Annotated in this window: 9 protein-coding genes; 4 read left to right on the top strand and 5 right to left on the bottom strand. The window is 69.4% G+C overall.

What is annotated here, in order from left to right; all coding sequences use genetic code 11:
• Positions 1–7 precede the first annotated feature (7 nt).
• A complete protein-coding gene (locus AC1DWC_RS00325; protein ID WP_477905117.1) occupies positions 8–1,963 on the bottom strand; it encodes an acyl-CoA dehydrogenase family protein in 1,956 nt (651 codons plus the stop codon).
• 132 nt (positions 1,964–2,095) lie between these two features.
• Between AC1DWC_RS00325 and AC1DWC_RS00330 the strand changes: the two genes are divergently transcribed.
• From AC1DWC_RS00330 to AC1DWC_RS00345, 4 genes are all read left to right on the top strand, one after another.
• Positions 2,096–3,031, top strand: coding sequence for a LysR substrate-binding domain-containing protein (locus tag AC1DWC_RS00330; RefSeq protein WP_477905119.1), 936 nt, complete (start codon positions 2,096–2,098; stop codon positions 3,029–3,031).
• A 126-nt stretch (positions 3,032–3,157) separates the two neighbouring features.
• Positions 3,158–4,483, top strand: a complete 1,326-nt coding sequence (locus AC1DWC_RS00335) for an MFS transporter (RefSeq protein WP_477905121.1) — start codon at positions 3,158–3,160, stop codon at positions 4,481–4,483.
• A gap of 2 nt (positions 4,484–4,485) precedes the next feature.
• Positions 4,486–6,402, top strand: coding sequence for an FAD-dependent monooxygenase (locus AC1DWC_RS00340; RefSeq protein WP_477905123.1), 1,917 nt, complete (start codon positions 4,486–4,488; stop codon positions 6,400–6,402).
• Positions 6,395–7,618 carry an MFS transporter gene (locus AC1DWC_RS00345; RefSeq protein ID WP_477905125.1) on the top strand — a complete coding sequence of 408 codons (1,224 nt, stop codon included), beginning with the start codon at positions 6,395–6,397 and terminating at the stop codon, positions 7,616–7,618. The genes AC1DWC_RS00340 and AC1DWC_RS00345 overlap by 8 nt, the downstream gene beginning before the upstream one ends.
• Before the next feature lie 18 nt (positions 7,619–7,636).
• Here the strand turns inward: AC1DWC_RS00345 and AC1DWC_RS00350 are convergent, their stop codons facing one another.
• The 4 genes from AC1DWC_RS00350 to AC1DWC_RS00365 all read right to left on the bottom strand — a co-directional run bounded on the left by AC1DWC_RS00350 (position 7,637) and on the right by AC1DWC_RS00365 (position 13,149).
• Positions 7,637–8,395 (bottom strand): alpha/beta fold hydrolase, encoded by a 759-nt coding sequence (locus AC1DWC_RS00350; protein ID WP_477905127.1) that lies wholly within the window; start codon positions 8,393–8,395, stop codon positions 7,637–7,639.
• Between the two features lie 128 nt (positions 8,396–8,523).
• A complete protein-coding gene (locus AC1DWC_RS00355) occupies positions 8,524–9,873 on the bottom strand; it encodes an MFS transporter (RefSeq protein WP_477905129.1) in 1,350 nt (449 codons plus the stop codon).
• Positions 9,874–9,912: 39 nt separating this feature from the next.
• Positions 9,913–12,219: a cytochrome P450 gene (locus tag AC1DWC_RS00360; RefSeq protein ID WP_477905131.1), complete on the bottom strand. Its 2,307-nt coding sequence runs from the start codon at positions 12,217–12,219 to the stop codon at positions 9,913–9,915.
• A gap of 246 nt (positions 12,220–12,465) precedes the next feature.
• Complete coding sequence (locus AC1DWC_RS00365; RefSeq protein ID WP_477905133.1) at positions 12,466–13,149, bottom strand: IclR family transcriptional regulator; 684 nt, start codon at positions 13,147–13,149, stop codon at positions 12,466–12,468.
• Between the last annotated feature and the right edge of the window lie 161 nt (positions 13,150–13,310).

The following is a 13,310-nucleotide window of genomic DNA, read 5'->3' on the forward strand; positions in this document are numbered from 1 at the left end:
CGGGGGGTTACTCCCCGGCGGCGGGCTCGGTGGCCGGCGCCTCGACCCGCCGCGCGACGTTCTCCTCGGTCGAGGCGCCCGGGGTCCACTCGGCGATCCACGGCCCGGTGCCCTCGCTCTGGTCCAGCACCCCGGCCTCGAGCCAGGTGTAGCGGCCGCCGAGGACCGACGCGGCCAGGGTCCGGTCGACCTCGTCGGTGTTGTCCCACAGCGCCGCGGACAACCGGTCCACCCGCAGTCGGGACTGCTGACAGAACGCGTGCGCGAGCTCGTAGGCCGCCTCGCCGACGTCGGCGGCCTCCTCTCGCCGCTGCATCTCGGCCCGCACGCAGGTGGCGGACATCGCGAACAGTTCGGCGCCGATGTCCACCACCCGGCCGAGGAACTGCTGGTGCTGTTCCATCCCCGCCTGCCAGCGGGCCATCCCGTAGAAGGTGGAGCGGGCCAGCTTGCGTGCGTTTCGCTCGACGAACCGCAGATGTGTTGCGAGCGTGTCGAACTCGCCGTACGAGTTGGGTAGCTGTCCCTTTCCGGAGACCAGGTGCGGCAGCCACTTCGCGTAGAAACCGCTGGCGCCGAGTGCGGCCTTCGCCTTGTGCTGCAGGTCCGACTTCGGGTCCGCGAGGTCGCCCGCCGCGGTCAGGTGCGCGTCGACCGCCTCCCTGGCGACCAGCAGCCGCATGATCTCACTCGAGCCCTCGAAGATCCGGTTGATCCGCAGGTCCCGCAGCAGTTGTTCGACGGGGACCGCGCGTTCGCCGCGCGCGGCCAGCGAGTCCGCCGTCTCGTAGCCGCGCCCGCCGCGGATCTGGACCAGTTCGTCCGCGATCAGGCAACCCATCTCGCTGGCCCACAGCTTGGCCAGCGCCGCCTCGATCCGGATGTCGTTGCGGCCCTCGTCCGCCATCTGACCGGACAGCTCGAGCACCGACTCGAGCGCGTATGTGGTGGCCGCGACGAAGGAGATCTTGGCGGCCACCGCGCCGTGCAGGCCGACCGGCCGACCCCACTGCACCCGCTGCCCGGACCACTCCCGGGCGATCTTCAGCGACCACTTCCCGGCGGCCGCGCACATCGCCGGGATCGCCAGGCGCCCGGCGTTGAGGGTGGTCAACGCGATCTTGAGGCCGTCGCCCTCCCGGCCGATCAGGTTCTCCCGCGGCACCCGCACCTGGTGCAGGCGGGTGACGCCGTTCTCGATGCCCCGCAGGCCCATGAAGGAGTTGCGGCGCTCGACGGTGATACCGGGCGCGTTCGCCTCGACCACGAACGCGGAGATGCCGCCGCGGTGACCCTCGCTGCGCGGCACCCGCGCCATCACCACCAGGAGCTCGGCGACCACGCCGTTGGTGGTCCAGAGCTTGACGCCGTCGAGCAGGTAGGCCTCGCCGTCGGCGGTCGGGGTGGCGGTCGAGGCCATCCGTGCCGGGTCGGAACCGACGTCCGGCTCGGTCAGCAGGAACGCCGAGATCGCACCCCTGGCGCACCGGGGCAGGAACTCTCGCTTCTGGACGTCGGTGCCGGCCAGTTTCAGCGGCTCCGGCACGCCGATCGACTGGTGTGCGGAGATCAGCGCGCCGAGGCTCGGGTGCACGGAGGCCACGAGCATCAGCACCCGGTTGTAGGCCACCTGGGACAGGCCGAGACCGCCGTACTCCGGTGGCACCTTCAGCCCGAAGCAGCCGAGCTCGACGAGGCCGCGGACGTACTCGTCGGGGATGAGGGCCTCCCGTTCGATCACCGAACCGTCAAGGCCCGCACAGTATTCGGTGAGCTCGGCGAGAAAGCGGTCGGTCCGCGCGTCCTCCTCGGGGGCGGGCCGCGGGAACGGGTGCACCAGGTCCAGTCGGAACCTGCCGAGGAACAGCTCCTTGGCGAAGGACGGTTTGTCCCAGCCACTCTCCCGGGCTTCCTCCGCGACCGCGCGGGCCTGTTCTTCCGTGACCTGGACCGGTGCAACCATGATCTGCCTCCTCGACGGGCGATCGGAGAACCTACTGGCGAGTATTCCCTCGGGCCGCGTCACCGACAACCCCCCGTCTCGCCCGGTCGGTCCGGCAGGCCCGGGGGTGCGAGAATCGGCCGGGAGGTAACGATGGCCAGTTCGGCTAGACCGCCGGCGTACACACTGCGCCAGCTGTACGTGTTCGTGGCCGTCGCCGAGACCGGCACCATCCGGGCGGCGGCCGACCGGTTGCACATCTCGCAGTCGGCGGTCTCCCTCGCGGTCACCGAACTCGAACGCGGGCTTCGCGCGCAGCTCTGTGTGCGGCGGCGCGCGCACGGGGTCCAGCTCACCCCGACCGGTGAGCGCGTTGTGATGCGAGCGAAGGCGCTCCTCGAGCAGGCGGGGGACCTCGCGGCCGAGGCTTCCGGGGCCGAGGGCGTGCTGACCGGGCCGCTCGCCATCGGCTGCTACTCCTCGCTGGGTCCGACCCTGCTGCCGCGGCTGCTCTTCGAGTTCAACAAGCTGCACCCCGAGGTCACGGTCGAGTTCGTGGAGGACACCCAGGATCGGCTCGCGCAGCGGATGCTGTCCGGTGAGCTCGACCTCGCGATCGTCTACGACCTGGATCTGCCGCCCGCGCTGCGCCGCGCCCGCATCGACACGCGTCAGCCCACGATCTTGTTGCCCCCCGAGCACCGGCTCGCGGACGAGCCGGTGCTCGAACTCGCGGCGCTGGCCGACGAGCCGATGGTGCTGCTCGACGCGCCACCGAGCTCGTTTCATGCGCTGCACATGTGCAGCCAGGCCGGGTTCACGCCGCAGGTGCGGTTCAGGCCGAAGAACTTCGAGACTGCGCGCGCCCTCGTGGGTCGCGGGCTGGGCTGGACGCTGCTGATCCAACGTCCCCAGCTCGACGTCACCTACGAGGGCCTGCGGGTGGTGGTCCGGCCCGACGTGCACCCGCCCCTGGCCGCCGTGGACATTCTTCTCGTGTGGCCGCAGGATGCGCTGCTGAGCCGGGTGGGCAGGGCCTTCGTCGCCTACGCGGCGGCCGAGGCCGGACCGAATCCTCAGGTTTCCTGAGGATTCACCTCGGGTTCTTGCGCTTTTCACGCGATGTGATCCAGGTCAAGATGTTCTGCGAGCCGCTTTGTCGGCACGCGCGGGTGGCTACGTCCCTGCGCTTCCAGACGTGAAAGGCACCAACTCATGACGGCTACCGTCTCGGCGACTGCGCCGCAGGCACTGCACCAGAGGGCTCGCAAGGCCGCACTGGGCAGCTTCGTCGGCACCGCGATCGAGTGGTACGACTTCTTCATCTACGGCACGGCGGCCGCACTCGTACTCGGCAGCCAGTTCTTCCCCGGAAGTTCGGAACTGGCCGGCACCCTCGCCGCGTTCGCGACCCTCGCCGTGGGATTCCTCGCCCGCCCCATCGGTGGCATCGTGATGGGCCACTTCGGTGACCGCGTCGGCCGCAAGTCGATGCTCGTGATCTCGTTGCTGCTCATGGGTTTCGCGACCGTCGGTATCGGTGTGCTCCCCAACTACGACGCGATCGGTGTGTTCGCCCCGATCCTGCTGGTGACGCTGCGCTTCGTCCAGGGCCTCGGCGTCGGCGGCGAGTGGGGCGGCGCGGTCCTGGTCGCCACGGAGAACGCCCCCGAGGGTCGCAAGGGCCTGTACGGAGCGGCGCCGCAGATCGGTGTCCCGGCCGGCGTCCTCCTGGCCAACCTCGTCTACCTGCCGCTGACCGCGTTCATGAGCGACGAGACGTTCGCCGCGTGGGGCTGGCGGATTCCGTTCCTGCTCAGCGCCGTTCTCGTCCTGGTCGCGATGTGGATCCGACTCGGACTCGAGGAGAGCCACGAGTTCCAGGCGACAAGGGACCGGCCGCAGGAGACCAAGCTGCCGATCGTCGAGGTCCTCACCAAGCACTGGCGGACGGTCCTGCTGGCGGGCGGAACGTTCATCGCCACGAACGGCATTGCGTACGCCTACATGGTCTACGTCCTCAAGTACGGCGAGAAGACCCTCGGCTTCAGCAAGACCACGATGCTGTTCCTGCTGATCGGATCGTGCCCGTTCTGGATGGCCGGCATGGCGTTCAGCGCGTGGAAGTCCGACACCCTCGGACGCCGGAAGGTCTACGTCCGCAGCTCGATCGGGCTGGTGATCGCCGCCGCGGTGTTCTTCCCGCTGATGGACACCGCCGTGCTGCCGATCATGGCGGTCGCGATGATCGGCCTGGGCTTCACGCTCGGCTGCTGCGCCGGCCCGCAGTCCGCGCTGTTCGCGGAGCTGTTCCCCCCGGCGATCCGCTACTCGGGTGCCTCCCTCGGCTACCAGGTCGGTGCCATCCTCGGCGGCGGCCTCGCACCGATCATCGCCACCGCGCTGTACGCGAGCTTCGAGACGTCGCTCGCGATCACCGGCTACTTCGTGCTGATCGCGCTGATCAGCCTCGCCAGCATTCTCGTGCTGAAGGTGCCCGGTACCCGGTCCTCCCGTCCGTCCGAGCAGGAAGGGGTCTGATCATGTCGACCTACTACCAGCCCCCGAAGTACTCGGCGTCGGACTTCGTGTCGATGACGCCCACCGACGAGGCCCTGCCCGTCGTCATCGTCGGCGCCGGACCCGTCGGCATGGCCGCCGCCCTCGGCCTCGCGCAGCGCGGCATCCCCGTCACGATTCTCGAGGCGGCCGATCAGGTCTCGTTCGGCAGCCGCGCCATCTGCATCTCCCGCCACAGCCTCGAGGCCGCGGCGCGGCTCGGCTTCGGGGCCGAGCTCGAGAAGATCGTGCTCCCGTGGGTCGGCGGACGCAGCTTCTACCGCGATCAGCAGGTGCTGCACTTCGAGATGCGCAACGCCGACCACGACGTCCGGCCGCCGATGGTCAACGTCTCGCAGTCGGAGTTCGAGCAGATCATGGTCGACACCCTCGAGGCGAACCCGCTCATCACGCTGCACTGGTCCGCGAGCATCGCGGGCGTGCTGCGCGCCGACGACGAGGTGACCCTCGAGGTCGACACCGCGTTCGGCCGGCGCCACTTGCGCGCCCGCTGGGTCGTGGCCGCCGACGGTGGCCGCAGCCGCCTGCGCGAGCTCGCAGGTATCCGCATGCAGGGCAACAACTATTCGGGACGCTACGTCATCGCCGACATCCACTGGGAGTCGGCACTGCCGGCCGAGCGCATGGTCTGGTTCGACCCGCCGAGCAACCCGGGCTCGACGATCATCATGCACAAGCAGCCCAAGAACATCTGGCGCATCGACTACCAGCTCGACCCGTCGGAGGACGCCGAACTGGAGACCCGGGAAGACCGCATCCGCGACAGGATCACGCGGCATCTGGAGTGGCTTCAGAACGACCTGCCGTGGACACTCGAGTGGCACGGCTTCTACAGTGCTCGCGCGCTGGCGCTGGAGGACTTCACGCACGGCCGCATACTGTTCGCCGGCGACGCGGCGCACCTGGTGCCGATCTTCGGTGTGCGGGGCCTCAACTCGGGCATGGAGGACGCCGAGACCCTCGCATGGCAGTTGGCATCGGTGATCCACGGCAACGCCGGAGAGGAACTGCTGCAGGCGTACTCGGTGGAGCGCCACGACGCGTGGCGGCAGAACATCGCGAACGCCGGCAAGAGCACGCTGATCATGTCGCCCGGCAGCCACGGCTACCAGACGACGCGCGACGCGATCCTGGCGCTGTCGGTGACCCGCCCCGAGTTCAGTCACCTGATCAACCCGCGCCAGTCCAGTGCCACCAATGCGCGGATCTCCCCGCTCACGTGGCCCACCCCGGCCGACGCCGACGGCGTCGCCGCCGGTGACCCGGTCGAGGACCGTCGGGTCCATGTGGCCGACGGCACCGAGTCGTCCCTGAACGTGCTGCGCGGCAACGGCTTCGCGGTACTGGGCGTGCGCGTCGACGCCGCCGCGCTGGCCGCCGCGACCGCGACCCTCGCCGGCGCGCTGGCACCGGAGTCGGTGCGCGCCATCCTGATCGGCTCGGACAACTCCGACGCCTCGGTCGCGGTCGTCCCCGACACCGAGGGTCAGGTCGCCGCCTCTCTGGGTGCCCGCGACGGCGAGGTGTTCGTAATTCGACCCGACGGCGTGCTGCTGTGCCGCGTCGACGGTGTCGGACGCATGGACGACGTCGTCCGTCACCTGAGCCTGGGCAACGCCCCGGCCGGTGCGTCGGCGACGGTCGACAACGGGCCCGCGATCGATCCGGCCGAGTTGCGCCGCGAGAACGTGTGGATGGGCCTGTCCGACGCGCTCGACCAGGTGGGCGAGACCGACCGCGAGGGCTTCCTGGCCCGCCTCGCGCTGGTGCTCGGTTCGCAGGTGGGACAGCGCGAGTTCGAGGAGGCCATCGCGGCCGCCACCGACCCGTTGCTCACCGTCCCGGTCGACGAGAACACGGGTGCTTCCGTCGGTGCCTGAGAAGCTCTACGCGCCCGGGGTCGCACGGCACACGCCGGCGGCCCCGGGCGCGTCTGCGTGGGGTGTCGTGTCGATCGCGCTCCTCGCGGGCGTGCTGGCCGCGAGCCAGGTCGGCAAGGTCATCGTCGCGCTGCCGGCGGTCCGGGGCGACCTGGGCATGAGCCTGACGGCATCGGGGGTCCTGCTGTCGTCGTACACGTTCGTCGGCGCGCTGCTCGGCAGTGCCGCAGGCGGATTCGTCGACCGGTGGGGCCGATGCCGGATGCTGGTGCTGGCCCTGCTGGTACTGGCCGCGGGCGCGATGCTCGGTGCCGTCGCCCCGTCCACCCCGGTGCTGCTGTTCTCCCGGATTCTCGAGGGCCTGGGATTCATGGGGGTCGCGGTGTCGTCGCCCACACTGATCGGCGCGGCCGCCGGCGTGCACCGCCGCCGACTCGCCCTCGGTATGTGGGGGATCTACATGCCGCTCGGCCAGTTCGTCGCGATCGCCGCGGGACCGTCGGTGATCGATGCGATCGGGTGGCGCGGCCTGTGGGCGGTCAACGCGGCTGCGTTGCTGGCGTGCGCGTTGCTGGTCGCCGTTGGGGTTCGGGAGGCGCCGTGCGATCCGTCCGCTGCCGCCGGACCGCGGCCGAAAAGCTCACGCGTGTGGCGTAACTCGACGGCCGTGCTGATCGCGCTGGCCTTCGGCACCTACTCGCTGCAGTACCTTGCCGTGATCGGGTTCCTGCCGACGATGTACGCCGCCGCCGGCCGGGCCGAGTCGACCGCCGCGGCGGCGACCGCGCTTGTGGTGCTGGGCAACATCATCGGAAATGTCAGTGCCGGAATGCTGCTGCAGCGTGGCGTACGGCCGGGCACGCTGATCGCCGTCGCCGCGGCGTCCATGGGCACGGCCGCGATCATGATCTACGCCAGTTGGTCGCCGTTCGCGCTGTCGTACGCAGCTGCGGTGGTGTTCGCGGCGATGGGTGGGCACCTGCCGGCCGCCGTGTTCGCGGCGGTGCCGGGCGCTGCGCCGTCGTCGGGGGAGACCGGGCCTGTCAACGGACTGGTGGTGCAGGCCTCCAACATGGGTTCGATCGTGGGTCCGCCGTTGGTCGCGGCGGTCGCCACCCACGTCGGGGGCTGGTCGGCGAGCCCCCTCGTACTGAGCACGGTTGCGGGCATCTGCCTGATCGCAGGTCTCGCGGTGCGGGCCAGGGAATCTCGCTGACCCGCACCGCGTGCGTCACTACAGGTCCGCGAGGACCTTCTCGATGCTGGTGACGAGCGCGACCGGGGCCTCGAACATTGCGTAGTGCCCGGCGTTGGCGAGCACGTCCAGCTCGCACTGCGGCAGCTGCGCCATCCACGTGGCCTTCATCGTCTCGGCACCGAGTGCGGGATCATGCTCCCCGACAATTGTCTTGACCGGGATGACCGTCTGCGGCAGCTCGTCCGCGAAATCGGCACCCGCCCACGCGCGCAGGTAGGCGCCGAGTGCGGGGCGGGAGGTGAAATCCACCGAGAACTGCGTCATCTGACGCAGCCACGTCGCGGACTGGCGGTTGCCGGTCGTGAAGTCGAGGATTGCGTACCGGTTGCCGTCCTCGTTCTCGGCGCCGCCGAACAGCGCCGCGCTGTCGTCGTCGAACGGCACGCCCGACGCGGGGACGGGGCTGATTCCGATCAGCGCGGTGACCCGGTCGGGGGCGTCGGCGAGTACGCGCAGCGCGGCGGCGCCGCCCATCGAGTGACCGATGAGCGCGAAACGGTCCCAGCCCAGTTCGTCGGCCAGCGCCAGGGCGTCCGCCGAGATCTCCTCGAGCGTGAACTCGCCGGCCTCGTCCACCCGGGCGCCGTAGCCGCGGTAGTCGATCAGCGCGTAGGTGTAAGCACCGGTGTCGATCAGATCGGGCAGCATTCCCCACCCGGTGGCGGTGCCGAACCAGCCGTGCAGTGCGATCACCCGGACCGGTCCGTGGCCGACGAGCTCGTGTGCGATGGTCATTCAACTACTCCTGTCTGCGGCGAATCTGTCTGTAACGGTGTGGTGAACGGGACGGGCCCCGACCCGTCCCTCGTGAGGAGCGGGGCCGGGGCCCGGATGCTCAGGTCCTGCCGAACGAACCGGCGCGGTTACTGGACCTCGTCGAGGTCCACGCCCTTGGTCTCGCGGCTGAAGAGCAGCGCGATCACCGTGATCGACATCGTGACCACCAGGTATCCGACCACCATACCGACGCCGTAGTTGTCGATCAGCCAGACCGCGATGAACGGCGCGGGGGCACCGGCGATGATCGACGAGCCCTGGAACACCAGCGACGAACCGGCGTAGCGGTAGCGGGTCGGGAACAGTTCCGTGATCCAGGCGGCCTCGGGGCCGGCGAGCATGCCGTGGAAGAACGCACCCACGCACACACCCAGCCACAGCATTGGCAGGCTCTCGAGCTGGACCAGCCAGAAGAAAACCGGTGCCCACACCACGAGGATGACCGCGGGGACCAGCATCGCGGTCCGGCGGCCCACCCGGTCGGACCACGCGCCGCCGCCGATCATGCCGACGAACTGGAACAGGGAGGCGAACGTGACGGCCATGATGACGTCGCCACGATGGAAGTCGAAATACGTGGTGGCGTAGGCGATCACGAACACGGTGTAGACGTAGAACGCGATGTTCTCGCCCAGGCGCATGCCGAGGCCGATCAGGACGGCCCGCGGGCGGCGCAGCGCCTCGAGGATGCTGGAACGTTCCTCGGTCTGCGGGGCCCTGGCGGCCTGCTCCTGCGCGGCCTTGAAGACCGGCGACTCCTCCACGCCGCGGCGCACCCAGAAGCCGACGATCAGCAGCGGGATCGCGAACAGGAAGGCGACGCGCCAGCCCCACTGGTCGAACGCGTCGTCGGCGAGGAAGAACGCGAGGACCGAGACGACGACGGTCGCGAGGACCGTGCCCATCGGCGCGCCGGCCTGCGGCCACGACGCCCAGAAGCCGCGCCTCTTCGGTTCGCCGTACTCGCTGACCAGCAGCACCGCGGCACCGAACTCGCCGCCGAGCGCGAAGCCCTGGATCATGCGCAGCACGACGAGAAGGACCGTGGCCCAGATGCCGATCTGGTCGTAGGTCGGCAGCAGGCCGATGGCGGCGGTCGCGGTGCCCAGCAAGATGAACGTCGTGACGAGCATCGGCTTGCGGCCGTACTTGTCGCCGAGATGGCCGAAGACGACGCCGCCCAGCGGGCGTGCGACGAAGCCCAGGCCCTGGGTGGCCAGCGCCAGCAGCAGCTTCGTGATGCCGTCCTCGCCGGGGAAGAACAGCGGGCCGAGGACTGTCGCGGCGAGAATGCCGTAGATGGCGAAGTCATACCACTCGAGCACGGCGCCGGCCATGCTGCCGGTGAGGACGCGCTTGAAGCTGGACTTGGACGGCTGGTCACTCACAGGCGAGCCCGGGGGCACAGCGGGCTCGATGACGGTCGGTGATCCCATGACGGATCCTTTCGGGTGCTGAAGAGGAGGGGAGGTGGGTCAGAGCGCGAGGGTGACCTTTGTGCCACACGCGCGGGAGCAGCAGGTCATCATCGACTTGTTCTGAGCCCGTTCGGTTTTGGTGAGCACCATGTCGCGGTGATCCACCTCGCCGTCGAGGACGGGGGCTTCGCACGATCCGCACAGTCCCTCCTCGCAGTCGCTCTGGATGTCGATGTTCGACGCCCGCAGGGCGTCGAGCACCGTCTGGTCGGCAGCGACCTGGATGGTCAGGCCCGAGTCGCGGAGCTCCACCTCGAAGGAGTGCTCGTTGGCCGGGTCCAGGGTCGCGAGATTTGAGGTGAAGTGCTCGACATGCAGCGAGTCCTCGGGCCAGTGCGCGCAGGCCTCCTCGAGGGCGGACAGCAGGCGTTCGGGCCCGCACGAGTAGATCTGGGTGCCGTCCACCGGCGTCGCGAGCAGGGCCGGGATGTCGAGGCGGTTGCCGGAGGCGCTCGCGTGCACGGTGAGACGGTCGCCGTGGTCGGCGGTCAGCCGGTCGAGCAGTGCCATCGTCGCGACATCGCGTCCGCAGTAATGGATCTCGTAGTCCCGACCGGCGGCCTTCGCGTGGTCGGCCATCGCGGTGATCGGTGTGACGCCGATGCCGCCGGCGATGAACAGGTAACGCTCGGCGTCGGGATCGAGCTTGAAGTGGTTGCGCGGACCGCGCATCCTCAGGGTGTGGCCGGCCTCGAGGGTGCGGTGCACGTAGCGCGAACCGCCGCGGCTCTCGGGCTCCTCGAGGACCGCGATCTCGTACGTGGACAGGTCGTTCGGGTCGCCGCACAGCGAGTACTGCCGGGACAGGTCGCCGAGGTCGACGTCGATGTGCGAACCAGGGGTCCACTTCGGCAGCGCCTTGCCCGACGGATCCGACAGGGTCACGCGCACGACGCCGTCGGCGGCCGGGGTGATCGCGTCGACGGTGACGGTCCGGGAGAGGTTGTTCTTGGACGGTTCGCCGATCTTGACCGGCTGGCGGTTGTCGAGGATCGACGGATCGGTGCGCTCCGGGTTCTTCGCCGGATCCCATTGCACCAGAACGTGGTCCGGTCCACGGAACGAGGTGTTGGGCAGGTAGGTGAACTCCTGGTTCGGCACGATCTCCATGTGCGGCAGACGCTTGGTGAACTCCTCGAGGAAGATCTGCATCTCCATGCGGGCAAGGTTCTTACCCAGGCACTGGTGGCTTCCGTAACCGAAAGTGAGGTGGTCGCTGGAGTTCTCGCGGCGGATGTCGAAGTCGTCGCCGTTGTCGAAGTGCCGTTCGTCGTGGTTCGCGGACGACGTGACGATCAGCAGCTTCGAGCCCTCGGGGATGCCGATCCCGCCGATCGTGGTGTCGGCGGTGACCAGACGGCGCCACGCCGCGACCGAACCAGAATGGCGCAGGCACTCCTCGACGGCGTTGGGGATCAGGCTCGGATCGGCGCAGATCTCCTCCCACACGCCGCGGTTCTCGAGCAGCAGGCGGAAGGCGTTGGCCGACGCATTCGCCGTGGTCTCATGTGCCGCAACGATTCCCGCCATCATCATCGAGTGCAGGTAGGAGTCGGTGACGACGTCCGGCTGCTCCTGCTGCATACGGATGCCGAACGGCATCCAGCCGTGGACAGACGGGTCCTTGCGCATCTTCTCGAGCACCTGGCCGGCGTACTGCCAAAACTTGCCGACCGCCTCGGCGACCGCGACCTGCTCCTCGGGTGCGGGCCGGCCCCATGTGTTGACGGTGTGCGCGATCGAGTACTTGCGCAGCTCGTCCATGTCCTCCTCGGGCACCCCGAGGAAGTGCAGGGCGACGGTGAGGGGGACCTCCCAGAGCATCTCGTCGACCAGGTCGGCGCGGCCGGTCTCGACGAAGCGGTCCACGTACTCGCGGGTGAGGCGTCGCACCATCGGCTCGTGGTGGACGAGTTCCGTGGGCGTGAACGGGTCCATCAGCACCCGCCGGCGCGGCATGTGCGCGGGCTCGTCCTCGTTCACGAGGGTGCGTGACATCGCGTAGTCGTACTTCGCGAGCGTCGCCGTCGCCTCGGCGGAGACCGGGGTGATCTTCTCGAGCGCGATCGACGGCGAGAACAGGATGTTGTCGCGGAACACGGCCTTGACGTCCTCGTACCGGGTGACCACCCAGTAGCCGGTTTCGGGGCTGAAGAACACCGGCTCCTCGTCGCGCGACCAGCGCAGCGACGCGGCGGGGTCCACCTGGTACGGGCCCTCGAACGGGTCGAAGGCGGCGGCATTCGCGGAAACCGGGCACCCCATGTTCTGCAGGGCGGTGTGGTCGATCGGGCACACGCTCATGATTTTGACTTCTCCGAACTGTCTTGTACTGCGAAGTTACTAATAGCGCACATCGTGTATCGGTGAGCGAACTTCGCACAGAGTAAGCGCGGTCACATTCGGGGTCAAGGCGGCCCCGCTCAGCGGCCTGAACGGGCTGGTCCGCGACTCCCTGTGTGCAGGGCGAGGGCGTGCGCGGAAGACGAAGAAGGCCGACGTCCCCAGTGGGGCGCCGGCCTGCGGTCGTGTCGGTTCAGGCGGTCGGGATCAGACGGCCACCAGTACCGCGAGTCGCCGCGCGGTCCGCTGCACGGCCGCGGCGGCCTGGTCGGTGTCGAGGCCGTCGATCGCGACGACGCCCACGCTGCGTTCGAACCCCGCGGTGGCGGCGAGGTCGGCGGGCAGCGCGATTCCGGCCGCGATACCCACCGCGCCGTGTTCGATCTGGCCGCGGGTGAGGCTGAAGCCGTCGGCACGGGCCTGCCGCACGGCGTCCGAGTCGCGGGGCTGTTCGGGCCGCATCGCAAGGATCGCGATTCCCGCGGCGCCCTGGTCGAGGGGATGCCGGCTGCCGACGCGGTAGCCGACCTTCAGCAGGGTGCCCTCGGGTTCGGCGACCATGATGACCACGCAGTCCGCGGCTTCTGCGACGGAGACGAAGGCGGTCGCCCGCGTCTCGTTCGCGAGTGCGCGGAGCAGCGGTGCGGCGTCGCGGGCGAAGTGCGGCTCGAAGCGGGAGGCGAGCACCGCGGCACCCACCCCGAGCCGAATGCGGCCGTCTTCGGCGCGGGTGACGAGTGCATGCGCCTCCAGGGTGGCGACGATCCGATAGCAGATCGCCCGATGCACGTCGAGCTCCTTCGCCAGGTCCGCGACCGAGATTCCGGCGGGCGCCTGGGCGACGATGTCGAGCGCGCGCAGCCCACGATCGAGGGTCTGCAGGGTGCTCATGTTCATCCTGTCGGGGGTTTCGTCCGCGCTCGTTGTCGAGACGGAATTCGAGGGCAAGTCCTGTGTGCAGACAGTAGCCCGGGTGAATAACCCCTTGCGGCACAGTCTGTGCCGCGCGCAGGGCCGGGCCGGTAGGTGACTCGCGGACGCCGGCGCCACCC

The sequence above is a fragment of the Rhodococcus sp. P4_C10 genome (assembly GCF_056402135.1).